Genomic DNA, 26,915 nt, shown 5'->3' with positions numbered 1-26,915 from the left:
TCTTATGAATTTATTTTTGTTATAATAGGCTAAATTTTTAGAATCATTGGAGTTTTAATGCTAGATAAACAGCTTGTTAACTTATTGACAGACAATATGAATGAAATTTCTACTTATCGCGGTCGTTTTTATTCATTAAATTCTCTTTTGCGGAAGACAACTTTAACAGGGAAAATCAGTTCCTTAGATATTGCTGAAAATTTATTCCAATACATGGAAGAAACAGGCATTAAATTTTCTCAATTGCAAGATAGGCTTATTTCCACCCTAATGGATCAACACTTTAAAATTCTTTCAAGTGGTTTAGGTTTGACTGCATCGGTTATAGCAAGATCGATGGGGCGCGTGATTGATAACATTACTGCTACCTCAATAATTTTTCTTGAATCTTCTACTTTTAATGATCTGCTTTCTGGTATTTACACAAATGAACATAGTGTTTATCTGAAGAAATTTTTGGAAATTTTTGATTATTTTTTAGAAATCAACATTGTAAGCAAGGAGGGGGATATTATTTTCAGCACACAAAATCCGCAACCTAAAAATACTAAAACTTCTGTTGTTGCACGGGTGCTGAATGAAAAAAGTAAGATTTTTAACACTCTGGTTGCACCGGATTTTTCTGCTTGTAAAGACGCTTTGCATTTGTATATTGCGTATGATAAGAATGGGCAAAAGGGGGTTGTGCATTTTGCAATTAAGCTTGAATGCTATAGTGATTCTATCTTTAAAAGTTTTTATCATGCAAGCAATGCTTCTGTGATAATGGCGTTTTTGAATGAGAGAGATGAGGTAATCGCTAGTAGCCATCAACGTGTTTTGCCCTCATTCCAAAAGGTGGTTACCCAAAATATTGATGAACACTGGTTATTTTATATTCATAAGACTCCCTATATAGCGGAGATTTCCCCGTTACCCTATTTGAATTATGATTTGAAATGGAAAAGCTTAGTAGCAATTTCACTGAAGGGTGCTTTTGATAGTCGCCAACGAGAGAGTATTGATGCAACTTATCTGCAAGATACTGCCTTAATTACAGATGAACTTAAAGAGGTGATGGAGGAGGCGGATAATCTAAATGAGGATTTAAGCGATGTGGTGATTAATGGTGAAATTATTGCTTCAAAACGTCGTTCTTATGCCTTGAATCCAATTTTAAATAATATTCGGATTTTGAGCGAAGAAATTGGTGGGGTTTGTTTGCGATCCATTGAGGATTTAAAAATGAGCGTGTTTTCTTCTTTGTTGGTTCGAGTAGACTTTTATGCAAAGGCTGTTGTGAGCTCACTTGATGGGTTCTTGCGTAAAACAATGCGTGTTTTGTGCTGGTATGCGAATGATACGCAGTATTTAGAGTTAAAGAATTTATATGCAGATCATACATTAAAAGAATATATCGCGGCAAATGAGAGTTATATTACACTTTTTTCTTTTGATTATAATGGAATTACGCAGGAATTTTGTCGTGGAGATTTTTCTCATCAGGTGGGGGAGAGTATTCCTTTTGAACATTTGTTGAATGTTCGTTCTTTAAAAGGGGATAAAAGTGCTTATTTATCAAACTTTGACTTTTCGTCTCTCTATAAAGAAAAACAAACCTATACCCTTTATGCACCCACTTATAAACGACACGAAGAAAGAAAAGAGCTGATTGGTGGGTTAGGAATTTTGCTAAATGTTGAATCTTTATTGCATGATATTTTAAGTCAAGCTTTGCAAACTCATAGAGAAATGTTTTCCAGCCAAAGTGAGCTTTTCGGCATTGTGATTGAAAAAGGTGGTAAAATTATTGCTTCTAGCAATGAACATTTTAAGGCGGGGGAGATTTTAGAAATTGATAATCGCTACATTCTTAATCATGCAGGGGAATGCCTAAATGAAATTGCTTATTTTCAGGATAAACCTTATATGATTTCTGCACAAGCTGCACATTTTGGAGAGATTTTTAAAAGGGATAATTTGTCGGGTACAGTTGTCGCTTTAATTTTTTTGGCACTTTAATTCAGTATTAGTTATCGTATTTTAAGGAGCTAGAATGAAGTTTTATTTATTTTCTGTTATATCTTGTATTCTTTTTTTCTTTACGGCTTGTTCACAAACACAACCCCAAGCAGACCCAAATTTACCCATTGTTACTCAAGTGAAATCAATAGCGGATATTGATAGCATAGCGTTTGAGTGGCAGAGCATCAAAGAATCTGGTGTTGTACAAGGTTATTATATCTATCGTAAAGATTCAAAAGGGGGACAGTTTCATCGTGTAGCTGAAATTCCTTCGCGTTTCTCATCGCATTTTGTGGATACAGGATTATCTCCAAATACGACTTATATCTATCGCTTTGCAACCTTTAATGCACATGGCAGTCCCTCTATTGCTTCTGAACCTATTGTTGTAAAAACAGGCGTTCTTGATGCGGTTGAATATGCACAAGCGATGAGTAATTATCCAAGAAAAGTAAAGTTGCTTTGGTCGCCTCATGCCGACCCACGCGTGAATGGTTATTTGATTATGCGTGCGGAAGGGGCAAAGTTTGTTAGGGTGGCAAAGATTGAAAATCGTTTGCAGGTTGAATATATCGATGAGGGTTTGCGTGATAATACCCAATATCACTATATGATTTATGCGTTAAATGCGAATGATATTAAATCTAATCCAACATCGATTTTAACTGCAAAGACAAAACCTCTCCCTCTCCCTCCACAAGGGCTTACAGCATCAATGGACCTCCCGCGACAAATTAAAATTTCCTGGCAACCTAGCACACAACAAGATGTTGTCGGTTATAAAGTTTATCGCAAAATTTTGGGCGGAATTACAGAGACAGAAATTGCAAATTTAAATAATCATACACTGCACTTTATCGATACCACACAAGAAGATGGTGTGAGTTATGGTTATTTTGTTACAGCAGTGGATAAAGATGGATTAGAAAGCCAAATGCAACGCAATGCAATTGAGGGGCGAACACTTTCGCGTCCAGCTCCTCCAAATATTACGCGACTAGCTTATGAAAATGGGCGCGTGATGTTACAATGGAGTCCATCAGATTCAAGGGCGGTGCAGTATTCTATTTATAAACAAGAAGATAGTTTTTTTGGAAAAAGAGAGAAGTATATTTCTGTTCCTAATACTTATTTTTATGACAGCGAGGTGAGTGAGGGAGAGAGTTATTTTTATGGTGTTATTGCTATTGATAAGAATGGGCTTGAATCTGTGAGTAGTAAAAAAAGGACAATTAAAATTCCAGTGGAGGCACATTAATGCCACATATCTTGCTTTCTTCTGTTCGTCTGCCTAAAATGCCTTTTGAGCAAGAATCTTTTCAATTTTTGGGGCAATATTTTGATGAGAACACGCAAGATTCTTTGATTTTAGTCCAATATCAATGCAAGCGGTTTTTTTTGAGAATGCAACAGAAAAAGGAAGGTATTTTAGTTAAATGCGATAAACAAAGTCGTATTTCACCGGTTGGTATTTTGAAAAATGCTTTGATGCAGATTAGAAATATAAATGCAGATTTTTGCTTAAGGCATAATTTAAGCCCAAATAAGCCACGACAAGAAGAAGAGAATCCTTATTTTTACTATTCTGTACAAACGCTTTTGCAAGAGTTACACGACCATCACTTTGAGTCTGTAAATCTTGAAATTGGTTTTGGAAGTGGGCGTAGAATCTTGCAAACTGCTAAGCAAAATCCTTCTTCTTTATGGATTGGTTTGGAGATTCATATGCCTTCAATCGAGCAAGTTTTGCGACAAATAACACTCTCCCAGCTTGAGAATTTACGCATTCTTTCCATTGATGCACGTTTATTGCTGGAGGTTTTACCTAATCAGTTGCTTGATGAAATTGTTGTGCATTTTCCAATCCCATGGAAAAAGCTTCATCGTCGTGTAATTAATGATGTGTTTGTGGCGGAAGTCAAACGAGTTTTAAAGCCGTCAGGTATCTTGAATTTAAGAAGTGATGATGAGGAATATTTTAGGCAGAGTTTAGACCTGTTTTTGCAAGATTCTAAGAGCCATATCGAGATTTTTAAGAATCGTAAAATTGCGGTGTGTAGTAAATATGAAGAGCGATGGCTTAGGCAAAATAAAAATATTTTTGATATATTGTATCGTCCCGCGTTGGTCAAAATTGCACAAGAAAAAGCAGATTTTTCTTTTACAAAAGAGGAGGCACAAGGGCTTTATAAATATTTTCAAGGTTCTTTCATGCCTTTTAAACAATGCTTTGAGTCTGCTTTTTTGTCTATTCAGCAATTATTTAGTAATGCGGAATGCAAAGTAATTCAACTCTGTTTTGGTAGTGTTACACAGCCTCAAAGCAACTATTTGCTACTTTTTCCAGATTCAGCTGAATATTTTAACCCACCTTTAAATCTTGCTGCAAATCGGAGAATCCACCAGATTTTAAAGAAATATCATCAAAGTTTTATCCATTCTACTATATAATGAGAAACGGACAAAGAATTTTACAAAAAGGGGAGGAGAGTGAATAGTGTTATTGTAGCTGCAGAAAGATTAGCTTTAGGCTATAAGCGCCAAGAACCTGTAATTAAAGATGCCTCCTTTTCTATTTTGGAGAAAGAATTTATTTTTATTACCGGCCCTAGCGGTAGCGGTAAGAGCACGTTGCTCAAATCACTTTATGGCGAGATGGAAGTGTATGGCGGAGCATTGGAGATTTTGGGTATTGATATGCAATTACCTAAGGAAAAGGAGATTGAAACACTTAGACGACACATTGGTATTGTGTTTCAAGATTATAAATTGATTAAAGATTGGAGTGTGGAGCGGAATGTGATGTTGCCGATGATTATTAATGGTTTTTCAAAGGAATTGTGTCGTACGCAAACAACAAAACTTCTTAATCATATTAAACTTTCCCACAAAGCACATAACTATCCCTTAGAATTAAGTGGAGGAGAGCAACAGAGGGTAGCGATGGCAAGGGCATTAGCACATAATCCGATTATGATTCTAGCTGATGAGCCTACCGGAAATTTAGATGAACACTCAAGCGATATTATCTGGAATCTTTTGCGTGGAGCAAATGAGACTTTGGGAATTAGTGTTGTGGTTGTAACGCATATGAATCCGAAATTCTTAGGCATTCATTGTCGGCAGTTTCACATAGAAGAAGGAAGAGTCCATGAAGTCTCTTAAACGGCATATTGCATTAATTGTGCCTTTAATTGCGATTTTATTCAGTCTTGAATCTGTGTTAAGTATTATGCGTTTGCAAAGTTTGTATGAGATTAATCTAAGCAAAGCTTACTCCATTATCGTGGCTTCCTCTCGTCCATTAAAAGATGAAGATATTGCTTTAAAAATACCTGAATTTAAAAGTTTAAATGAAATTGATTCGGATATGATTGTGCAAAAACTTAAAGGGGAGGTACGCGAAGAAAATATTGAGCGTCTAAAAGGTGTTTTGCCTTATTATTACTCAATTACACTTTCTTATTTTCCAAACCAAAAAAGATTAGCACAAATTACAGAGCAGATTCAACAAATTAAGGATATTAAACGCGTAGAATCATTTAATAAAGCCCATGATCGTATCTATCGTTTATTACTTCTTTTGAAAACAACTATTATTTTTTTTGCAATTCCTATGTTCTTGGTTAGTTTGTTGCTGATGGTTAAGCAAATTGAAGTTTGGCACTTTGAGCATAGAGAGCGTATGGAGATTATGACTTTATTAGGTGCACCTAATTGGTTACGAAATGGGCTTTTGTTTCGCTTAGCAATTGTGGACTCCATTCTTGCAACATTTTTACTTACAGGTATTACAATTTATTTTGGTTCGCATGGGTTTTTGTTAACACTTTTTTCAGAGATTGGTGTGCATGGCCATGTTTTTTATCCACAGACGGATTTTTTTATTTTACTTGTTTCTTCTTTATGTATTTCAAATTTTTCTGTTTTAGCAGTTATTGCAAGAATTACGCGTGAGAGAAGAAAAGGTTTGCAATGATTAATGCAACTAAAAAGGTAAATTTATTTCTTTCCTTTTTTGCATTCCTTGTTGTCTTGAATGCCGCAAATATTGATCGTCAAATTGGCACAACAACGACAGGTATTTCAGATACAATCAGAAAAGAGAAAGCCTTACAAAGTCGATTGGAGAAGCTGGGTGTTGAGGTTAATCGCTATAATCGTCAAATTGCGGCTTTAGATAATCAAATTGCAACTTCAAGTGCTGCAATTAAACGCAATGAGAATCTCGTTAAGAAACGTATGGGTGATTTGGATATGCTTGATAAGCAACTTTTTAAATTTGAATCAGAACGTATTGAAATTGAAAGAGAATTGGTCAAATATTTATCTGAAGAATTAGCTTTAATGATTTTGCTTGATGAATTCAGTTTAGGTTCTGAAGAAGATATGATTCAGGAGGATATTTTTCGCCATTTGAGTGCGGATTCAAAGAAAAAAATTGAAGAGTTAAGTAAACAACAGGATAAGGTTGTAACACAGATTCAAGAAGCGGAGAAGAGTATTACATCCGTAAAAGAATTTATTGAGCAAGAAAATCAAAAACAAGTTAAACTTGATGAAGCAAAAAAACGACATAAAGAAACATTAATCGCGTTAAAAAGTGAATTAAAGGCTTATAACACAGAGTTAAGTTCTGTGTTGAATGAGAGAGAGAAGTTGCAGAATCTTCTTCAAGAATTAAATATTAAAAAAGAGGAAGAGGAAGATAAAAAGGCAAGAGAAAAAGAAAAGGCAATAGTGGCTGAAAAAATGAAAAGTATGCCAAAGATTGATGTGAGGCAAGTCTCGACAGCCTATCATAATGTGAAAACAACAAAATATACAGGAAAAAAGACAATCGCACCTTTAGATAAATATCGTATTGAGCAAAAGTTTGGGCAATATCAGGACCCTATCTATAATATGAAAATTTTTAATGAGTCTGTTACATTTGTACCATTGCAAAAAAATGCTATCGTTAAAAGTATTCTTGATGGTGAAGTGATTTACGCTAAAGAATCACCCTTCTTAAAAAAAGTTGTTATCATTAAACATAGTAATAATTTACATATTGCGTATGCGCAATTAGATAAAATTGCTCCTAATATTGCTGTTGGTAGAAAAGTACCTAAAGGTTATGGCATCGGAAGTGTTGATAATAAATTAATGCTTGAGGTAACGCAAAAGAATTTTCATATTGACCCTTTAGAGCTGATTAGTATTAAGTAATTTAAGTTTTTTGATTTTTAACCGATTGTGTGTTATTATACGCAATAATTGATGTAACTCTATTAAATCAAGGAGGATGTTGTTATGGAAATGACTAACTATGGAGCAGTAGGTACTATTAAGAGTTCCGTGAAAAATGGAGCTTCAGCTAATATGAGTAGTATTGATAATGGTAATTTAGCTAGGAGTGAGGGGAAAATTACAAATTTCCCTAAAGGTTTTTCAGAGGTTGCCGATATTAGTGATGAAGTCTCAGAGCAACAGCTTTCAGAGATGATTGACGAGATTAATGTAGAGTATGAGCAGTTCAATTTGAATGTTTCCTTTGCATATGATGAAGACATTGGTGCTTTATATGTTGAAGTCAGGGAGATAGATAGCGGTAGGATCATTCGTCAGATTCCTAGCGAAGAGGCGATTAACTTGATGGTTTCAATGCGAGATTTTCATCACTCACTTTTTGATTTTAATAAAGAGGTGTAGTCGTTCTAGAGTCATCATCTGAAGGGATAGCTTAAATTTAGGAGGACAAAATGGCAGGTACAATTAATGCCTTAGGGATTGGTAGTGGAATTTTAACAGGTGAATTGCTTGATCAGCTAAAAGATGCAGAGATTAATGGGATCATTAAGCCTTATACAGAAAAAATGCAAACAAATTTAAGTAAGCAAACAGCGTTAACAGAGATTGTTACATTGCTTAATACTTTCGGAAGTAGTTTTAAATCTTATTTGGATACGGATGCATACCTTAAAAGGACAGCAACTGTAACAGGTGAGGGTGTAACGGCAAACATTGGATCTGGTGTCGCAGAACAGGATATTAAAATTGAGACTCATCAGCTTGCAAAGGGCGATGTAACACAAGTAGGTAGAAAATTTGAATCGCGTGATTCTGTGTTCTCTTCTGTTGGTGGCAATATGAAATTTGTGCATGATGGGCAGGAGTATAATGTCAACATTAAGCCCGGACAAACCGTAGGTGAGGTTGCTCAAGCGATTACAGATGCAACTGATGGTAAGGTGATGGGTATTATGATGAAAACAGGTGGTGCACAACCTTATCAGTTGATGATTCAATCTAAGGATACAGGTGAAGCAAATCGCGTATATTTTGGAACATCGACGACAAGTGATATTGTCAAAGGTGGTGCAATCAAGGGTTCTTTTGATTTAACAGTTAAGGATGCGAATGGACAGGATAAAAAACTGACAATTAACCTTGATACTCCTAGCAATAACAGTTCACAGGATAATGCGGCTGCTGTGCAAAAAGCGGTTCAAGATGCCTTTAGTAGTGATCCTGATTTGAAGAGCCTTTATGATGATGGTACTTTAAGTATTGGTTTAACGGGTGATGGAAAGAAGTTTACATTGAATGACTCAAGAGGAAGTAAAATTTCTCTTGAAAATACTGACCCTAATGTGGATACTTTAAAAGATATTGGCTTAAAAGCGGGAGAGTTTGGTTCAGGGAGTGTCTTTGAATCTCAGACAACTGTTAGGGCTGGAACTGTTGGTGGAAAGATTACTCTTGGTGCAACGGGTGCAGGTAATAGTACGCTTACAATTGATCTTGATGCAGTAGTGAATCAGTCTTATACTGACCCTAATACAGGAACGGTTTATGCCGCAGGCTCAAGAGAAGCAAATCTCTACAATACAATTAATTATATTAATAATAATTCAAATGGTGAGCTGATTGCTTCTGAGAAGAATGGTCGACTTGTGATTGACACTAAAGATGGTTCGGATTTGCAGGTTACTTTTGACCAAGGCAATACAGGTAACCAAAATAATGCTATTCAAAATATTTTGGGGATTAGTGCAGGAAAACATTCTTCTAATGAATCCTTCTTGAAAGACACTTTACAACTTTCAAAGATTCAAACTGCACAGGATTCAAAGTTTAGCTGGAATGGTATGGAGGTTTCGCGTCCTACAAATACGATTGATGATGTTGTTTCTGGAATTAGTGTTGAATTAACTAAGGAGCATAGTGCAGATGAGTCGTCCATGATACGCATTAAGAGTGATACAACAGATATTTTTGACAAAATGGAAGAATTTGTTGAGTCTTATAATGCTCTAATGTCAAAGTTAGAGGAGCTTACAAAATATGACCCAGATACAAAAATTGGTGGGCTTTTTCAGGGTGATTCTGCTATACGTGATATTAAGTCGAGCCTCGCCAACATTATAAGCTATACTGCAGGCTCTGATGGGAGTTTATTGAAGTATGGAATTGAGGTTAATTCAGATGGCAAATTGACTTTAGATAAAGCGACACTTCAAAAGAAATACAAAGAAGATCCAGAAGCAGCTATGGCGTTCTTCAAGGGTGGTGAAGCATTGATTGGTGGAACAGAGATTATGACAGGTAGGGATGAAGAAGGTAATCCTGTTTATAAACGTGTGGGCGGTCATAAAGTTGAGATTGAAGGTATCTTTACACAGTTTGACAAACTCGTCAAGGGGCTATTTGATGAAAAGAATAGTTTCAGTACTCTTAAAGCTTATGAGCAATCCCTTAAGAGTGATTATGATAGACTTGACACAAACAAGAAAGCTGATGAAGAACGTATTAACAACCGCTATGAAAGCATGCAAGAGAAATGGTCAAAATATGATGCAATGATTAGTAAATATCAAATGCAGGGACAACAAATCAGCACGATGATTGGTGCTATGAGTGGTAACCAATAAGCGATAAAGTTAGGAATTTGTAAGGCAGCAAAGGAGTGGATATGCAAAAAGGAAAGGCTTATGGTGCTTATGCACAGAGTTCGGCATCTGTAGAATCGCCAGCAAAACTTGTTGAAATGCTGTATGAGGGCATTTTGCGCTTTAGTGCTTTGGCGAAAAAGGGTATAGAAGACGAAGATATCGAGAAAAAAATTTATTACATTAATAGAATTACCGATATTTTTGCGGAACTTCTAAGTTCGTTGGATTATGAGAGAGGTGGAGAGGTTGCACATTACCTCACTGGGCTTTATACGCATCAAATTAAACTTCTTACTCAAGCCAATGTAGAAGATGATGTTACAAAAATTGATACAGTTGTTCGTGTTACACGCGGACTTCTTGAAGCATGGAGAGAGGTTCATCCAAATGAGTTGTTGGGAAACGCAGTTTAAAGTCGCTATTGTAGAACGTGATCCTGAAAAGTTAATTGTAGCTTTTGAGGCATTGCCTCAAGAATTTGAAAGTCGAGAAAAAGCAGAGGAGGCTTTAAGTTATTTAGAGCAGGGAATTGAAATTTTTCAAGAAAGCAAGGGTGTTCTAAAAGAAAAGATGGATAATATTCGTAAGATTCGTCAATTTGTTAGGACTAACCCTTATGGACAATCTACTTTGCAGTTTTAGTTATTGAGAGACGATTGCCCCCGCTTATCAAAATCAAGCGATGGGGGGCAGTTATTATAGACTCTTTGCTTATCGAGTGGTGTTATTTGTAAGTCTCTTTAAGCACAATGTGCCATACAACCATTTTCACATTTAAAATTTAGCTCTTAAGCTTGGGGTATTGTTAGGTTTAGCGAAAAAAATAATATTTTAGATTATGCGAACTTGAGAGAACGACCAAACTTAAAGATAAAATCAACCCTACTGTTATTTAATCCATCACTTTTAAAAGAATCATATGTTACATTCCATGTCTACTTCTGTGGAAATAATCAAGATAAGTACTTGTTCTAAAGGCTAAAAATATTCGAGTAAATTTCAAAACATTAATCCCATCTTAGCAATAGTAAAGTATTCTAAACATTATTTGTTGGCTATATCCAAATAAGGGATTTTAAAAGGTATCGCCTACTACCCAATAGTATCCAAGTAGCTGACATTTAGGGATAAAAAAACCAACAAAGATGGATGTAGTGAAAAAGAGTGGCGGAGCGGACGGGACTCGAACCCGCGACCCCCTGCGTGACAGGCAGGTATTCTAACCAGCTGAACTACCGCTCCATAGATGGTGGTCGCTATAAGACTCGAACTTATGACATCCACCTTGTAAGGGTGGCGCTCTACCAACTGAGCTAAGCGACCAAAAAATACAGAAAATCAAATTTGCACTAACTTGGTGACCCCGAGGGGACTCGAACCCCTGTAGCCACCGTGAAAGGGTGGTATCCTAACCACTAGATGACGGGGCCACTAATTTAGCAAAAAGAATGGTGACCCGTGTTGGATTCGAACCAACGGCCCATTCCTTAAAAGGGAATTGCTCTACCAACTGAGCTAACGGGTCTAACGATTAAACAAGGATTGGATTATATCTGATTTTATTCTTTTTGTCAAGACTGCAGGTAAATTCTTCTAAAATACAAATATTTCAGAAGAATTCAGCCCTTTTATCGACTTCCTCCACCCACAAAATGCAATAATTCAATTTCATCATTTTCATGTAAAATTTTTTCTTTCCATGCATCTTTTTTCACAATTTCCATATTCACAGCAGCTGCTAAAACCTTAGAATCTACCCCCAATTTTTCAATAAGCTTTTGCAATGAAATACCCTCTTCATAGTTTGCTGATTGATTTCCGTTTACCTTAAGATTCACTTTTTCTCCTTATTAAAAAATGTATAAAAGAAATTTTCCTTATGATTTTGCTTTGTGCGAGAAATAGCCAAAGACCCTTGAGGAACATCAGTTGTAATTGTGCTTCCAGCTGCAATTAAAACATCATCAGCAAGATTAATGGGTGCAACAAGTTGTGTGTCGCTACCTACAAAAACATTTTTTCCAATTCTTGTTTGATGTTTTTGTTTGCCATCATAATTACAAGTAATCACACCCGCACCAATATTGCTCCCCTCATCAATCTCACAATCTCCAAGATAGCTTAAATGCCCGGCTTTTACACCTTTTAAAATACCTTTTTTGACTTCTACAAAATTTCCAATATGTGTATTAATCATTTGTGTTTGAGGGCGAATGTGTGCGAAGGGACCAATATCGCTATGGGCAATTTCACTGAATTCTACAACACTATGTGCCTTAATTATCGAGTCAATAATTTTGCAATTCCCAAAAATCTTTACACCCCCTTCAATTTCGCATTCCCCGATAAATTCAGCACGTTCATCGATATAAATACTCTCTTTTTGATGCATAATCACACCCTCATTTAACCAATAATTCCGAATACGTTCAAGCATAATTTCTTCTGCAATGCTTAAGTCAAGTTTTGTGTTAACACCCTTAAAATTCTCCTCTTTCACTTCTAGCGGTTGAAGTAAAATTTTTTTCTCTAAAGCTAAGCTCACAATGTCTGTTAAATAATATTCTTGTTGTGCATTGTTGTTGTTCAAGCAAGGTAGGAATCTCTGCAGCACCTCACAAGAAATAAGATACACTCCCGCATTTACAATATTGATTTTCTTCTGCTCTAATGTTGCATCTTTTTCTTCCACAATGCCCTTAACTTGCCCATTTTGCATAATAATACGTCCATAGCCATCACCTTTTTGCAAACGCAATACACTCATTACAATTTCTGCATTTGTATCTAAAAATTGTTGCAATTCTTCTGCTTGCACCAAAGGCATATCACCATTTAAAATTAACAAAGAGGGGTATCTAGGTGTATAAGATTTTAAAAAAGATATAATCGCACCACCTGTTCCGGGATAATTCTCATAATCTTGTCTGATGAAACGAATTTTTGGAAAATGTTGTTGCATAACTTCTTGTATTTTATCTGCTGAATGATAAAGTATAACGCTCACATCATCACTTATTTTTAATGCTTCTTTTAAGCTATAATAAAGCATTTCTCGCCCACAAATCTGATGCAAAACTTTAGGCGTAGAGGACTTCATTCGACTTCCCATACCTGCTGCTAAAATCACAATTGAACAATTACGCATATATTCTCCTTCTCGATAAAAAAACTCAAAAAAATTGCTCTTAGCTTTAGATGATTTTAACACAATTACCTATATAATTCCTAATTTTACACTATAATTTTTATAGAAAATTAAACCAAAGAGAGGTTTAGCGTATGGATATAGCATCAGTCATTGGTATGGTGGCGGTATGGATTCTTTTAGGTTGGGCGATGATGACTGGAGCTGGAATTGGACCCTATATTGATATTCCTTCCGTGTTGATTACTTTTGGAGGATCGATTGCCGCATTGTTGATTTCTTATAAGATGGAGCACATAAAAGGTACATTTAAGTTCTTTATGATTGCTTTTAAGCCACCACAAGTTGATGTTCCCGGACTTGTCAAAAAAATGGTGGACTATTCTACGCAAGCGAGGAGAGATGGAATCCTGTCACTTGAACAAAGTGCAAACCAAGAAGAAGATGAGTTTTTGCGCAAAGGGCTTGGAATGGCTATTGACGGTGCTGAGGCAGACACGATTCGTGAGCTTTTGGAATTAGATATGGACCAAACCCTTTCAAGACATAAAGAGAATGCAAGTATTTTTTCAACTTGGGGTGCGTTAGCAGGAGGATATGGAATGCTTGGGACACTTATTGGTTTGGTGGCAATGCTTTTGAATATGTCTGACCCTTCGGCGATTGGACCAGCGATGGCGGTGGCGTTGATTACAACTTTTTATGGTTCTTTGATTGGTAATGTTCTTGGTTCTCCGATTAATAGTATTCTTATTTTACGTGCAAATGATGAAGCACTTGTTAAGCAACTTGTTTTAGAGGGGATTATGTCGATTCAACGAGGTGATAACCCAAGAAATCTGGAAACAAAACTTCTATCTTTCTTGCCACCTTCGCAAAGAATTAGCCAGTTTGAATAATAAGGAGAAAGAATGGCAAAATGCCCGTCTTGTGATTGTCCAGATGTATTGCCTACTTGGTTAGGGACATTCGGAGACTTGATGAGTCTCCTTTTGACATTCTTCATTTTGTTGCTTTCAATGGCGTCTTTTGATGGTAAAAAGCTCTCTGAAGCAGAGGGGAGTATTGATGGTGCAATGAGCATTCTGCCAGGTGGCGTAAAAACAGAACCCGGCAAGAATCGTGTGCAAACACAAACAGAGATGATTCCATCGCCGGAATTTTCAGATGAGGTGCGTAGAGTAGAGACTCTGTATATTGAATTGCAAGAAATGCTACAAGTATCCGATGGAACTTCAGATATTAAAGGTGATGGTAGTGAGGGGTTTATTTTGCGTCTTCCTGCAGGATTGCTTTTTGATGCCGGTAAGGTAAATATTCGTAATGCTGATGGGGAGCAATTTGTCCGCAGAATTGCAGCCTTAGCAAAGAGATTTCCGGATAATGTTTATGTAGAAGTGCGAGGACATACGGATTTAAACCCATTACCCACAGAGGCGGAATATAATGACAAATTAACTCTTACTGCAATGCGTGCATTGAGTGTTTCACGCATTATCAAAGATCAAGGATTTGCTGCTGATAGAATATTTACATTTGGTCGTGGTGATAAAGATCCTCTCACTTATGCTAGAGATGCGAAAAGTAGGGAAGGTAACGAGAGAGTGGATTTGCATTTCTATCCTAAACGTCTTGATGAGGGACAAGATGTTAAGAATGTTATTCAGGAGAATATTTTACAAAAGACACTTCAAGGTTTCCAGCGATGACTATTGCAAAAAGATTCTTTAGAGTACTTTTGCTTAGTGCGGTGCTGATTAATATTTCTGTGTTTGCGGCTCCTGCTAACGCGAATCAACCAATTGTTACGCCACAGCCACCGCAACCTATTTCAGCAATGCAACAACAAGCACAGATGCGTGCACAAACTCCAGCAATGCCACCTATCGCCCCCACGCCTCCGAGTGTGAATTTAACCATCGGTGCACCAACTGACCCGGGCGATTTGGTAACAACATTAAACATTGTTGTTATTCTTACATTGCTTGTTTTAGCCCCTTCCTTAGTTCTTGTAATGACAAGCTTTGCACGGATTATCATTGTATTTTCTTTTCTTAGAACTGCAATGGGAACACAACAATCCCCGCCCACACAATTATTAGTTTCATTGGCAATGGTGCTAACTTTTTTTATTATGGAACCTGTGGCAAAGCAAAGCTATGAGGTGGGTATTCGTCCTTATTTGGATAAACAGATTTCATATGAAGTGGCTTTTGACCGTGCCGTACGCCCATTTAAGGAGTTTATGATTCGTAATACGAGGGAAAAAGATATTGCCCTTTTTTATCGTATACGACAAATGGATAATCCTCAAACAATTGATGATGTACCTTTACTCATTGCAATTCCAGCTTTTATGATTAGCGAGATTAAGACAGCTTTTCAAATCGGCTTTTTGATTTATTTACCTTTTTTGGCAATTGATATGGTTGTTAGCTCCATTTTGATGGCAATGGGTATGATGATGCTACCACCGGTGATGATTTCTCTACCTTTCAAGATTCTTATCTTTGTGCTCGTTGATGGATTTAATCTGCTTGCAGGAAACCTTGTCGCTAGTTTCAAATGACGGAATAAAGTAGAGTTCACATGAATTGTCTTCAATGGGAAACTTGTGGTGGTTGTTCTTTTAAGCATTTTAAAGGTGGGGATATTTATGAAAGGCAGTTTGCAGAAAAATGCAGAGATTTCAGAGAAATATTGTGCACATTCTTGCAAGATGTACATTTTACAGCTTTTTCTTCCCCTCACCATTCTTTTCGTGCAAGGGCGGAGTTTGGTATTTTCCATAAACAAGATAAAATTTTCTATACCTTGCGTGGTTTAGAAAATCAACCTGTTTTTATTCAGCATTGTGAAATTGTTTTGCAGCCCATTCAAGATATTTTTATGCCTTTATTGGAATATTTATCTCTTCAAAAGATACTTAGTCAACATTTATTTGGAGTCAATTTTCTTGCAACACAAACAGAAATTCTTATCACACTCCTGTATCATAAGTTTTTAAAGCCAGAGTGGGAAGAATCGGCAAAGCAGCTCCAGGTAAAATTGCAAAAATGTTGCTCACATCTACATTCCATTCATCTTATCGGAAGAAGTCGTAAACAAAAAATAGCTTTACAAAACGAATTTATTACACAGACACTACAAGTAAAATTAAACCAGCAAAGATATGATTTTGTTTATCGCTTGTATGAGGGTGCATTTTCACAACCAAATTCTTTTATGAATGTAAAGATGATTGAGTGGGTGGCGAAACAAATTTCCCAAACAATTCCCATTCAAAATTCAGATTTATTGGAATTATATTGCGGTTTAGGTAATTTTACTTTTCCGCTTTCAAGATATTTTCAGAAGGTTTTAGCCACAGAAGTTTCACGTGTAAGCCTTAAGGCTGCGATTGAAAATTGCCATTTAAATCATATTCAAAACACAACATTAGTGCGTATGCATGCTGAAGATTTACAAGCTGCCCTATTGCAAAAACGCATTTTTAAAAGATTCTCTGATATAAATCTACAAGATTTTCATTTTTCAACCCTTTTTGTTGACCCACCACGTGCAGGGCTGGGCAATAATATTGCTACATTTGCAACAACTTTTCCTTATATTGCCTATGTTTCTTGTAATCCTCGTACAATGTTGCAAGATTTAAAGATTCTTAGCCAAACTCACCGCATAATTAGCTGTGCTGTTTTTGACCAGTTTCCTTATACGCATCATTTAGAATCAGCTATTTGGTTGCAAAAAATAAAGGATTAGCAATGTTTACTGCCCTAGCTATTAAATATCGCCCAAGTGTCTTTAGTGAACTCATTGGGCAGGATTCCATATCCCAAACCCTTTCCTTAGCCCTTGATAGCGGAAGGTTGGGGCATGCATATTTATTTTCAGGGTTAAGAGGAAGTGGAAAAACATCAAGTGCTAGAATTTTTGCAAAATCTTTAAATTGCGATCAAGGACCAACAAGCACACCTTGTAATGAGTGTGCAAATTGTAAAGCGGCGGCAAACGGACGGCATTTAGACATTATTGAAATGGACGCCGCCTCTTCACGCAAAATTGATGATATCCGCGGGATTATCGAGCAAACCAAATATGCTCCTACAATGGGTAGATTTAAGGTTTTTATCATTGATGAGGTGCATATGCTTACGCGCGAATCCTATAACGCACTTTTAAAAACCCTTGAGGAACCGCCCAGTTATGTTAAGTTCATTCTTGCGACAACAGATGTCTTAAAAATTCCACCGACAATTCTTAGTCGTTCTCAACATTTTCGATTTAAAAAAATTCCACCAAGAATTGTTCTTAACCATCTGATTAATATTCTTAATAAAGAGAATATTCCTTATAAACAAGATGCTTTAGAAATGATTGTGCGTAGCGGTGGTGGGAGTCTTCGCGATACATTGACTTTGCTTGATCAAGCTATTATTTACTCTAAAAATAGTATTGAAGCGGCTTCTGTCGCACAAATGCTTGGGATTCTTGACCCCATATTGCTAGATTCTTTGTTTGAAGCATTACAAAAAGAAGATAAGGAAAATGTGTTTAAAATTGCAGAAGAGCTTGAAAGCTATGAATGTGAAATGGTTTTAGAGGAAATTGCAAACCATTTGAACGAATCATTGCGTAATGGGAACAATCTCTTTCCGCTTGTTACTATTGATAGATTTTTCCGCATTATTACAGATAGCAAACAACTTTTATACCTCAATGCTAATAGCTCCTTTGTGTTGACGCTTAGTCTATTAAAAATGCTTGAAGCACTGAAAACAATGAATATTGAAGAGATGATTAAGAATTTAGAGCATGAAATTTTTGGTAAAACAAATGCGATTAAAGCGGCAAATTCTCTGCCTACACCAGCATCTTATCAAGAATCTTCAAGTAAGAATGCAAAGCCAACACCCATCATTACCCTTCCTGTTTCAGAACCAGAAAATCTTTTTGCACAACTGAAAACAAAAATTTATGATCGCAACTTTGAGTTAGGTGAATGTTTTGAGAAGCACATTCAATTTATCTCTTTTATTGATGGAGTTTTATCGTGGCAAAGTTCTGCAACGGGGCAATGCAAGGAACGTCTTAAGAATAGCTATTCTATGATTAAGCATTTTGTGCAAGAAATTTATAGCAAAGCCAACAATGGACAGGAAGTTCGTATCCAGCTAGAACAAAATGATTCTTCCCATACAGAGTCAACAGCACAGCAAGAAGAATTTGTGTCGCATCCAGAAAAACTTATTCAAAAGATAGATTCTTCACAACAAAAGGAAATAGATAGACTCCTTAATATTCCAATTGTACAAGCCGCTAATCAATTCTTAAATATTAAAGATATTGTTATTAAGAAAGGGAAATTGGAATGAACAAAGAATATACAGAATTTGTTTTAAGTCAACAAGATTTGCAAAATCAAAACAATCCACTTTTCTTGAAAATTTTTGAATACTACCAACAAGAAGGGCGGGTTTTTTTGTTGCAGGGGGAAGTAGCGGCAGGTAAAACAACCTTAGTGCAATCTTTTGGAAAAATCTTAGGTATTGATTCCATCACTTCTCCTACATTTAATCTTCTCCAAACCTATCCTAGCACACATCAATCCATTTCCTTTTTGCATCATTATGATTTGTATCGCTATGAGCTAAATGATATCCTAGAATTAGGCATAACAGAGGAAATTCAGCAAAAAGGGATTCATTTTATTGAATGGGGTGATGAAAAAATAGAGACAATTTGTATGAAAATGGGTATAATATCATTAAAAGTTGGGATAGAAGCACTAAGGGATAAACGCAAATATCGAATAGGATTGGGGCAATGCACACTCTGAAGGCAGAGAATTTAACTAAGCAAATCAAAAAAACACAGATTGTTCGCGGTGTTTCTTTAGATGTTCATAGCGGGGAAGTTGTTGGATTGTTGGGACCTAATGGGGCAGGAAAAACAACAACATTTTATATGATTTGTGGATTGCTCAGGGCAACGAGTGGCGAAGTTTTTTTTGATGATGTTGAAATTTCTTCTCTACCTCTGCACGCAAGATCACTCAAAGGCATCGGTTATTTACCGCAAGAATCGAGTGTTTTTAAAGATTTAAGCGTAGAGGATAATCTTGCTTTGGCGGCTGAAGTTTCCTTGCCTAAACAAGAACGAGCACATCGCATTGAAGAGTTGCTGGAGGCTTTTAATATCGAGCCTATTAGAATGCGAAAAGGGATTAGTCTAAGCGGTGGTGAACGTCGACGTGTGGAAATTGCACGTGCTTTAGTGAAAAAACCAAAATTTATTTTGCTTGATGAACCTTTTGCTGGAGTTGATCCGTTGGCGGTTGGGGATATTCAACAAATTATTGAACAGCTTGTTGGATTTGGTATTGGTGTTTTGATTACTGACCATAATGTACGTGAAACATTAGGTGTGTGCCATCGTGCTTATGTGATTAAAGGAGGGGAATTGTTGGCACAAGGAAGCAGTAAGGAAATTTATAATAATGAATTGGTGCGTAAGCACTATTTAGGCGAGCATTTTAAGCTATGAAATTACGCACTTCTATTCAGAATAAAGCCAAGCTTTCTGCCACCCTTAAGAGTTGGTTGCCGATATTGCAAAGTTCTATTGATGACCTGGAAAGCACTTTGAATGAGGTTACAAGCGATAATCCCTATGTGCAAATTGATAATCCAAGACAAAATAGTCTGAATACGAAAACTAAACGCGAAAAGACTCGTAGCGGGAGTGGGATTTCTGATAGTATAGAACGTTTTTGCTTAGCTAAAAAAAGCCTCTATGAATTTTTGCTAGAACAAATTGCAGCTCCATTATTCCCGACTCCAAAGTCGTGTAAAATTGCAGAAATGATTATTGAGGATATAAATGATGAGGGTTATTTTGATGGTGATATGGAACAAATTGCCCAAGATTGCGGATGTAGTGTAGAAGAATGTGAAAAAGTCCGTAAAAGATTCTCTTATTTAGAGCCTCCAGGAATTGGTGCTTGTGACATTATGGAATCATTTTTGTTTCAGCTAGAGCAAGCAGAATGTAGTAGCGAAATTTACGCCCTCTGCTTGGAGATTGTGGCTGATTTACAAAATCATGCTCATTTCAAAAAACGCGTTCACTATGAGGAAGCCATGAAAGTGATTCAGAAATTTAAAAATCCTCCAGCAATCGATTATCTTGCCAGTGATAGAGAGGTTATCCCTGAAGTCTTTGTGCTGGAAGAAGGGGGGGAGATAGAAGTTAGTATCAATGATACTTGTTATCCCACTCTTATTATTGAAGATAGCAAGGTTAAATCCAAGGATAGTTATATACGCAATAAAATCAAGGAAGCAAAAGACTTAGTTGATGCTCTTGAGATGCGTAAAGCGACACTTTACAAAATTGGGCTAATGATTGTAGAATATCAATACGATTTTTTCAAAGGGGGGGAAATTCGCCCAATGAAACTTAAGGATCTTGCTGATGAGTTCAATCATGCACCATCAACAATTTCACGTGCTATTTCTGGAAAATATCTTGAATGCAATCGTGGAATTTTTTCTCTGAAAAGTTTCTTTGCAACAGCAATTGATGAAGATACTTCTAACGCCGCCATTAAGGATTTTATTGCTGATTTGGTAAAGAATGAAGATCGCAAACATCCTCTTAGCGATATGAAACTTTTGCAAATTGTTGAAGGGCATTTTGGCATTACTCTTGTAAGACGCACAATTACAAAATACAGAAAGCAGCTTAATATAGCTAGTTCAAGTGAAAGGAAAAAACTTTATGAAATCTCTTGTTAAACTTGTCATTCCAGCAACATTATTGCTTAGTGGTTGCTCATGGTTTGGCTTTGAAGGCGACCAGCCTCCAGCTAGTGACATCACACATCAAGAATCTAATCTCACAACGCAAGTTCCGTCTATGCAACTTCCCTCTATGCCCCCACCTAAAACGCAAGAGCCAAATCCCCCGAGAAGTTCTAATCACGCAGTTGGATTCACACGTACGGATCGTCCGTTGCGCATTAACTATGATAGCTATATTGGTTACATTCCAACATTGATTAGTATTGATTATGGAATGACACAAAACAATTATAACCGATTCGCACCTGTTGTTGAGTCTTATGCACGAATGAGTGTAGATGTTTTCAATCGAGATTTTCCGTCTTTGTTGGGGGAGAAAAGAATGCAGATTGTGAGCTATTATCCACAATACCCCATTAGCGTTGATGAGGCTAATCGTTTACCAGCAGTTTTTTATTCACGTGTTTATATTACGGTCAAAGAATTTCAAGGTACAACATTGAGTTATACGCCAGAGGAAATTGCCGCCATTGAGGCTGCAAATGCTCCACAACCTCTGCAACCTCCAAAACAACCCCAACCGCAAAATGTACAAAGCCAACAACAACAACCTAAAAAGCCAAATCCGAAGAATGCAGAGATGGAGAAAATAGCACAAAATGAAGCTACAAAAGGAGCAGATCCAGCGTTGGATTCTGCACAAAAACTCAATCATTCGCAAGCTGGACGCGGGTCAGGAAACTATAGCCAGAATCTACGCGATACGCAAGGGCAGAATTTACCGCAACAAGGGCAAGGGACTCCACAACAACAGCAAGGGCAAAATACACAACCACAACCTAATCCACTTAGAGGCATAGCCCTTCCTCCAAAAACACCCAATGCAATTACTATTTCTATGCGCGGGGAGATTTTGCTGATTGAGCCAGGTAGCGGGGAAGTGCTTTGGTCGGCAAATAGCTTGTGGAGAGAATTTACAGTCGATGTTGCACAAGGGCAATGGCAACAGGCTATTCAAGCTTATATCTATAATCATTCCATTGGTTTAAGGGACGAACTTTTGCAACATCTTATCCGTGCTTCAGCTGTGAATCTCAATGGATTTGTTGACGATATTCGATTAATGAAAGGCTTACCTAGAACACCAAATACACCTTTATGGTGAGTGTTTCAGCCTAAATTATTAGGCTAAGGATTCTTGATTATTCAGTAGTTTTTGGTAATCAAGAATCGTTTTTTGTATGTCATCTCTTAAGAGTTTTGGTTCTAAAACAATCACATAAGGTAACCAACGCAATATTTCTCCTTTAATTTCCTCAAGGCTCGATACGGCAAATTCTACAACGAGATTCTTGTTATCTTGCTCAATAATTGTTTGTAAATTTGTAAATTTTTTGTTTTTGAAGTAGTCTGCAATTTCGCTATTAATTTGTAATTTAACATTAATGCGGGATTCTTTAATGCAAAAAGATTCACCCACAATATCTTGAATATTTTTTTGCTGGGGAATATTTTGCCCCTTTTTGTCTTTTTTGGATTTTAGTTTAACGATGGAATTAATATTAATTTTGCAGATGCCATCTTGATTTGCTGCAATCAAATACCAAATACCATTTAAACATACAATCTGTATAGGCGTAACCACACATTCGATGGGCATATCGTGAAATTTATATCGAATTTTTAGAATAAAATTTTGAGTAATAGCATTCTCAATTTTATGGATTAGTGCACTTTTTGCACTAATATCATCAAGGAATAACTTTGTCGCATAAGAATCCCTTTGTGCAATCTTGAAAAGATCAAAAATTTCATCAGCTGTTTTTGAAAAATCTTCCCCAATGCCCTTACTTACCTCTTTAAGAATAGATATTGTGCGGTCATATCGGTTTTGGTGCTGGATTTGAGTATGGTTTAAAAGTTTGAAAACGCCATTTTGCTTTGTGATTTTATCCCCCAATCTTTCATACAAATCCCTCTGTAAAGTGCGTTCGCTCACACCAAATTTCTCACTCAATTCTTTGAGCGAGAACTCCTTACCCTCATAAAGTAACTCTAAAATTTTTCCCAAACGAATAGACAATTTTTCATAATTTTGCTGCATACTCCCCTCCCACTCTTATTATCAAATCATATCATATTTTATGATAAAAAAGATTAATAAATTGTGGCTAAATTAAAAAACCATCAAATTTTTCTACAAGATAAGCAGGGTGATAACTCATTTTTGCTTTTCTTAATCCTTCAATTCCTAAATCTTCTTCACGATTTACCCATTCATAATTCTGCCATTGCTTTTCTAAAAATAATTGATTTATTGCCTGATATGCACCATGATAAGAAATATTTGCTTTCTCAATATGAATCACAACACTATTGTGATTTAGCGGTTCCCCTAAACTAAAAGCAATAATTTCATCATTCACATATAAAATTCCGCATGTAAAATTCATATTTTCAAAATTTTCCAACGCATTTAAGATGCCAATATATTCATTTTTTAATCCTTGTGTTGGTTCTTGTGTATGGCTAAACCAATTATTCCATACCTCAATCAATTCAAAACGATTAGAAATGTTCAGAACTCGATAAGAAAAATTTGGATACTCCTCATAGAAACGATTAAGATGATTTTTTTTCTTATGGAATTTTCGCCCTTTTAGTTCAACTAATTCTTGAATGGAGTAGACATAGTCAGAGCGATCTCGATTATAAGTGAACGTAAAGCGATTAGGCATAATTTGTTCTAGCTCTTCTTTCATTTGTTGACTAAGAGAATGAATGGAAAAATGTAGATTTTGACTTTGATAAAAAGCAATAATTTCCTCTAAAGCTGCCTTTTTATCCCCCTTACCTAATGGAAGGAATAAAAAAGGTTTTTGTTGGGGGTAAGTGGTTTGAATGCAAAGGGTGTCGTGAATTTCACAAAAAGAGATAGAGCGCGAAAAACTCCATAAAAATAAATTTGTAAAAGAGATGTCGGATATTTCATAATCCGCCTCTTTTTGATACTTTTCAATCAAATCTTTATCTGCTAAAGAAATGGGTTTAAAATTCATTTTAACCTCGCCTGTATTTTGTTATTTGAAATTGTAGCAGGATTACACTATTTACACAATCTTATATGTGATAATTTATGAAACAAGATGACTAAGCTTGTAATAATTACACTTAAAGAGCGATAATTTTCGCAAGAAATGACCACAAACAAAAAATTAAGATAACAGATTAATAAAAATGAAAAAACCTCCTATTTCAGAATGGAGGAACTGGAATAGGAGGTTAAACTATTTAAAGGAGAAACGACGAAATTATACCAAAATATCTTGAAATATTTTTTAAATGAGGCATACATCTACTAAGCCAGAATGTCTCATAAAATACCCAAGAGGTGGCTAAAGCCCTAAGCCCTAGCCATTGAAAATTATTGCTTAAGCTGCAACAGAGTATTCAGAATTTGGTCTGAAGTTGTTACGGTTTTGGAGTTTGCTTGATAACCCCTTTGTATTACAATAAGTTGCGTAAGTTCCTCACTCAAGTCGGCTGTGGATTGTTCGCGTTTTGAGGGTTCTATATTTGCGTTTCCTGCTTTATTTGCCTCACCCACAACAATATCACCAGAGTTTGGAGAAACTCCAAAGAGGTTATTACCCCAGCTATTCAAACCAGATTCATTCGCTACCGTTCCGATAGCAACTTTTGCAAGTGCAAAATTCTTACCATTGTTGAATTCACCAATTAAAATACCATTTGCATCAAAGCTCCAATCTGTGAGTGTCCCTGATGCCCAACCATTTTGGTCGTGATTTCTCGCTGCACTTTCTTCATTTGTGCTTGTTACACCCTTGTAATCTGAATTAACTCCATTTTGTCCAAAGTCGATATCAACTTCTTGTGGAGAAGTTGCTCCTGAACGCGGATTGAAGATGAATTTGTTGGGTTGCACAGACTGAAGTCCACCATTGCGGTTAAAAGTAATGCTTCCACCTTCTAATACATTTGGCATATCAGGATTAGGTGGCGTGAATTCCGCAGGTTCTGGTAACTTAAGGCTGAATGTCCACTCTAAATCATCTTTCTTTCTAAATTCAACTGTTAGAGTGTGCTTATTTCCTAAGCTATCAAAGATATCGAAGGAAGTTGTGAGTTTAGGTACTTTAAAGCTTCCTGTTGAGCTTACTGGTCCAGCTTCTGTTAATGCACTTGTATTTAATCCTCCCATCATCTTACCAAATAAAACATTGCTTGGTACTTTCTTGCTTTGGTAATTCGCAATATTGATTTTCAAGTTGTTTGCACTATTTGGACCCGGTAGTTGTCCTGGATTTGGCACTTGTGTAATGTCTTCATCAAGCAATCCATCTTGATTGTTTTGCATAACAAATTGTCCCCATTCATTCATTGTTACACTGACAGAATTCAAACGTGTCCATGCTGAACTCTCTTGCGGGTTGGTTGCTGTCCCTTGCCCCCAAGGAGATAGTGTTCCTGCTGCTCCTGTTTGCCCCGGTGCAATAGAGTAGTTAGAGATAGTAATAGGGAAAAGTCCACCGGCAGCAGCTGCCATAGAAACAGCGTGAGAGTTCTTCTGGATATTTGCATCATATTGCATCCATCGACGCAAGTCTTCTGTAGAATTAAAGACTCTTCCTTGTGTAGAAGTCATTTGTAGGTTGCTTTGCGTTGTGTATTTGTAGTTAAATGCTGTTTCGCGTACAATATCACCATTTGGAAGCTCCTTAGCACCAAAAGAATCAAGCATAGTGACATCTTTAAAGAATGAGAACACACCATCAGCAGGTATAACAGCACCAATGCGGATATTTTTTGTGCTAGAATCCCCATCAATTGAGTTATCATTAATAAGCTGAATTCCTGTAGAACCGCTTGCATAAGCCCTAATACCTGTTTTGTCGGTATAATTATTGATTGCTTTAATTGCTGCTTCCACACTTGTTACATTTGTTGAGGTTGAGTTATTGACAAAAGAAATTTTTTGTCCGTTCAGTGTGATGCTTTGTGTAACAGTTGCAGTTGCTGATGTAATATAAGCTTGGTTGATACCTGCTGTAAGCTCTGTATCTCTATAACTGACCCAAATGCCTTGTCCATGTTGAAGTTTCATTGCATTTCCATCAGAAGAGAATAGAGTTCCCATATCATCTGGAACTTGCGTTCTATTACCTTTACTATCATAGATTCTATTATTGTCATTTGCGATGGTATGTCCACTGCTATCAAGCGCGTAAGAACAAGCTACATTATCTGTGTAGTCGCTTGAGGTTAAGCTTGCTGCAATTTTAACGCTATCTGTCATTCTTGCTGGCATAACCATTTTAGGATCGATACGAATGCCTGAAATAGGTCCGCTTGTATCCACTTGGTTTTCATTGATTGCACATGTTTTGCCAAAAGAAGAAATGTCTTTTGTCCAACCTTGCACAATATAACCTGCATTGTTTAAGAAGTTTCCTTGTGCGTCAAATCCAAATTGCCCATCACGTGTTAAGGCACGAGTGCGTCCGCCATCTCCACTAACAATAAAGAATCCTTGACCGCTTAAAGCAAGATCACCCTTCCAGTTTGTAGACTTTAAGGAACCTTGTTCGTGAACTCTTGTTGTAGAGTTAACGCTACCACCCAAACCGATTGTAAAAGCATTGAGCCCACCTAATCCACCTTGAGGAGTTGTTGCCCCCCTTCTTGGTTGATATATCATATCAGCAAAGTTTGCACGAGAAGATTTAAAACCAGTTGTATTTACGTTTGCAATATTGTTACTGGTAACATCAAGACCAACTTGGTGTGCTTGCATTCCGCTCACACCTGCCCATAGTGATTTTAACATCGTTCATCCTTTTTTAAGTTGAAATTTTAAAAGTATAAAGCAAGTTTCGTTCCAATTTTAAGAATTTTTATGAATAAAAAGGAGATTTCTGACTTTTTATCGCCAAACCCTAAAGGTTTAAGGTTATTTGAGGGGGTTTTAGTGTGGAAATTTTAAGGCAGGGTTAAATGGAT

At 36.6% G+C, this 26,915-nt stretch carries 24 protein-coding genes and 4 tRNA genes; 19 read left to right on the top strand and 9 right to left on the bottom strand.

The genetic code is table 11. The features are described from left to right. Positions 1–57: 57 nt before the first annotated feature. From CCZ01_RS02355 to CCZ01_RS02310, 10 genes are all read left to right on the top strand, one after another. On the top strand, positions 58–2,001 hold the full coding sequence (locus CCZ01_RS02355) for a cache domain-containing protein (protein WP_112051632.1): 1,944 nt from the start codon (positions 58–60) through the stop codon (positions 1,999–2,001). A 34-nt stretch (positions 2,002–2,035) separates the two neighbouring features. Further along, on the top strand, positions 2,036–3,262 hold the full coding sequence (locus CCZ01_RS02350; protein ID WP_112051631.1) for a fibronectin type III domain-containing protein: 1,227 nt from the start codon (positions 2,036–2,038) through the stop codon (positions 3,260–3,262). Further along, the gene (gene trmB, locus CCZ01_RS02345; RefSeq protein ID WP_112051630.1) at positions 3,262–4,455 is read left to right on the top strand and encodes a tRNA (guanosine(46)-N7)-methyltransferase TrmB; all 1,194 of its coding nucleotides are present in this window, start codon (positions 3,262–3,264) and stop codon (positions 4,453–4,455) included. The genes CCZ01_RS02350 and trmB overlap by 1 nt, the downstream gene beginning before the upstream one ends. Before the next feature lie 39 nt (positions 4,456–4,494). After that, positions 4,495–5,169 carry a cell division ATP-binding protein FtsE gene (locus CCZ01_RS02340; protein WP_112051629.1) on the top strand — a complete coding sequence of 225 codons (675 nt, stop codon included), beginning with the start codon at positions 4,495–4,497 and terminating at the stop codon, positions 5,167–5,169. After that, positions 5,156–5,983, top strand: coding sequence for a cell division FtsX domain-containing protein (locus tag CCZ01_RS02335; RefSeq protein WP_112051628.1), 828 nt, complete (start codon positions 5,156–5,158; stop codon positions 5,981–5,983). Before CCZ01_RS02340 ends, CCZ01_RS02335 begins: the two co-directional genes overlap by 14 nt. Further along, positions 5,980–7,215 carry a murein hydrolase activator EnvC family protein gene (locus CCZ01_RS02330; protein WP_112051627.1) on the top strand — a complete coding sequence of 412 codons (1,236 nt, stop codon included), beginning with the start codon at positions 5,980–5,982 and terminating at the stop codon, positions 7,213–7,215. The genes CCZ01_RS02335 and CCZ01_RS02330 overlap by 4 nt, the downstream gene beginning before the upstream one ends. An 84-nt stretch (positions 7,216–7,299) precedes the next feature. Then, on the top strand, positions 7,300–7,698 hold the full coding sequence (locus CCZ01_RS02325) for a flagellar protein FlaG (protein WP_112051626.1): 399 nt from the start codon (positions 7,300–7,302) through the stop codon (positions 7,696–7,698). 50 nt (positions 7,699–7,748) lie between these two features. Continuing rightward, a complete protein-coding gene (gene fliD / locus CCZ01_RS02320; protein ID WP_112051625.1) occupies positions 7,749–9,920 on the top strand; it encodes a flagellar filament capping protein FliD in 2,172 nt (723 codons plus the stop codon). A gap of 41 nt (positions 9,921–9,961) precedes the next feature. Beyond that, positions 9,962–10,354, top strand: a complete 393-nt coding sequence (gene fliS / locus CCZ01_RS02315; RefSeq protein WP_112051624.1) for a flagellar export chaperone FliS — start codon at positions 9,962–9,964, stop codon at positions 10,352–10,354. Further along, positions 10,329–10,583, top strand: a complete 255-nt coding sequence (locus CCZ01_RS02310) for a hypothetical protein (RefSeq protein ID WP_112051623.1) — start codon at positions 10,329–10,331, stop codon at positions 10,581–10,583. The genes fliS and CCZ01_RS02310 overlap by 26 nt, the downstream gene beginning before the upstream one ends. Before the next feature lie 523 nt (positions 10,584–11,106). Here the strand turns inward: CCZ01_RS02310 and CCZ01_RS02305 are convergent. The 6 genes from CCZ01_RS02305 to glmU all read right to left on the bottom strand — a co-directional run bounded on the left by CCZ01_RS02305 (position 11,107) and on the right by glmU (position 13,089). After that, positions 11,107–11,183 (bottom strand) — tRNA-Asp (locus tag CCZ01_RS02305). 5 nt (positions 11,184–11,188) lie between these two features. Further along, positions 11,189–11,264 (bottom strand) — tRNA-Val (locus CCZ01_RS02300). A 32-nt stretch (positions 11,265–11,296) separates the two neighbouring features. Continuing rightward, positions 11,297–11,371 (bottom strand) — tRNA-Glu (locus tag CCZ01_RS02295). A 19-nt stretch (positions 11,372–11,390) separates the two neighbouring features. After that, positions 11,391–11,466, bottom strand: a tRNA-Lys gene (locus CCZ01_RS02290). Between the two features lie 103 nt (positions 11,467–11,569). Next, positions 11,570–11,779: a sulfur carrier protein ThiS gene (gene thiS, locus CCZ01_RS02285; protein ID WP_112051622.1), complete on the bottom strand. Its 210-nt coding sequence runs from the start codon at positions 11,777–11,779 to the stop codon at positions 11,570–11,572. Beyond that, a complete protein-coding gene (gene glmU, locus CCZ01_RS02280) occupies positions 11,776–13,089 on the bottom strand; it encodes a bifunctional UDP-N-acetylglucosamine diphosphorylase/glucosamine-1-phosphate N-acetyltransferase GlmU (protein ID WP_112051621.1) in 1,314 nt (437 codons plus the stop codon). Before glmU ends, thiS begins: the two co-directional genes overlap by 4 nt. A gap of 134 nt (positions 13,090–13,223) precedes the next feature. Between glmU and CCZ01_RS02275 the strand changes: the two genes are divergently transcribed. From CCZ01_RS02275 to CCZ01_RS02235, 9 genes are all read left to right on the top strand, one after another. Further along, entirely contained in the window at positions 13,224–13,988 is a 765-nt protein-coding gene (locus CCZ01_RS02275) for a motility protein A (protein ID WP_112051620.1), read from the top strand. A gap of 12 nt (positions 13,989–14,000) precedes the next feature. Further along, the gene (locus CCZ01_RS02270; protein WP_112051619.1) at positions 14,001–14,798 is read left to right on the top strand and encodes an OmpA family protein; all 798 of its coding nucleotides are present in this window, start codon (positions 14,001–14,003) and stop codon (positions 14,796–14,798) included. A gap of 146 nt (positions 14,799–14,944) precedes the next feature. Beyond that, positions 14,945–15,658 carry a flagellar type III secretion system pore protein FliP gene (gene fliP / locus CCZ01_RS02265; protein ID WP_258436450.1) on the top strand — a complete coding sequence of 238 codons (714 nt, stop codon included), beginning with the start codon at positions 14,945–14,947 and terminating at the stop codon, positions 15,656–15,658. 20 nt (positions 15,659–15,678) lie between these two features. After that, positions 15,679–16,851 (top strand): tRNA (uridine(54)-C5)-methyltransferase TrmA, encoded by a 1,173-nt coding sequence (gene trmA / locus CCZ01_RS02260; RefSeq protein ID WP_112051618.1) that lies wholly within the window; start codon positions 15,679–15,681, stop codon positions 16,849–16,851. Positions 16,852–16,853: 2 nt separating this feature from the next. Further along, entirely contained in the window at positions 16,854–18,464 is a 1,611-nt protein-coding gene (locus tag CCZ01_RS02255) for a DNA polymerase III subunit gamma/tau (protein ID WP_112051617.1), read from the top strand. Further along, positions 18,461–18,928 (top strand): tRNA (adenosine(37)-N6)-threonylcarbamoyltransferase complex ATPase subunit type 1 TsaE, encoded by a 468-nt coding sequence (gene tsaE, locus CCZ01_RS02250; RefSeq protein WP_112051616.1) that lies wholly within the window; start codon positions 18,461–18,463, stop codon positions 18,926–18,928. Before CCZ01_RS02255 ends, tsaE begins: the two co-directional genes overlap by 4 nt. Beyond that, positions 18,916–19,635 carry an LPS export ABC transporter ATP-binding protein gene (lptB, locus tag CCZ01_RS02245; protein ID WP_112051615.1) on the top strand — a complete coding sequence of 240 codons (720 nt, stop codon included), beginning with the start codon at positions 18,916–18,918 and terminating at the stop codon, positions 19,633–19,635. Before tsaE ends, lptB begins: the two co-directional genes overlap by 13 nt. Beyond that, positions 19,632–20,888 carry an RNA polymerase factor sigma-54 gene (locus CCZ01_RS02240; RefSeq protein ID WP_112051614.1) on the top strand — a complete coding sequence of 419 codons (1,257 nt, stop codon included), beginning with the start codon at positions 19,632–19,634 and terminating at the stop codon, positions 20,886–20,888. The genes lptB and CCZ01_RS02240 overlap by 4 nt, the downstream gene beginning before the upstream one ends. After that, entirely contained in the window at positions 20,872–22,059 is a 1,188-nt protein-coding gene (locus CCZ01_RS02235; protein WP_112051613.1) for a hypothetical protein, read from the top strand. The genes CCZ01_RS02240 and CCZ01_RS02235 overlap by 17 nt, the downstream gene beginning before the upstream one ends. Before the next feature lie 18 nt (positions 22,060–22,077). Here CCZ01_RS02235 and CCZ01_RS02230 read toward each other — a convergent pair whose 3' ends face one another. From CCZ01_RS02230 to flgE, 3 genes are all read right to left on the bottom strand, one after another. Next, the gene (locus CCZ01_RS02230; protein ID WP_112051612.1) at positions 22,078–22,998 is read right to left on the bottom strand and encodes a helix-turn-helix transcriptional regulator; all 921 of its coding nucleotides are present in this window, start codon (positions 22,996–22,998) and stop codon (positions 22,078–22,080) included. A 67-nt stretch (positions 22,999–23,065) separates the two neighbouring features. Further along, complete coding sequence (locus CCZ01_RS02225) at positions 23,066–23,953, bottom strand: DUF2156 domain-containing protein (protein ID WP_112051611.1); 888 nt, start codon at positions 23,951–23,953, stop codon at positions 23,066–23,068. Positions 23,954–24,318: 365 nt separating this feature from the next. Then, complete coding sequence (gene flgE, locus CCZ01_RS02220) at positions 24,319–26,742, bottom strand: flagellar hook protein FlgE (RefSeq protein WP_112051610.1); 2,424 nt, start codon at positions 26,740–26,742, stop codon at positions 24,319–24,321. Positions 26,743–26,915: the final 173 nt, after the last annotated feature.

Source organism: Helicobacter monodelphidis (assembly GCF_003288845.1).
Taxonomy (GTDB): Bacteria; Campylobacterota; Campylobacteria; order Campylobacterales; family Helicobacteraceae; genus NHYN01.
Note: the sequence above shows the minus strand (reverse complement) of the source record. Positions and strands in the feature narration are given on the sequence as shown.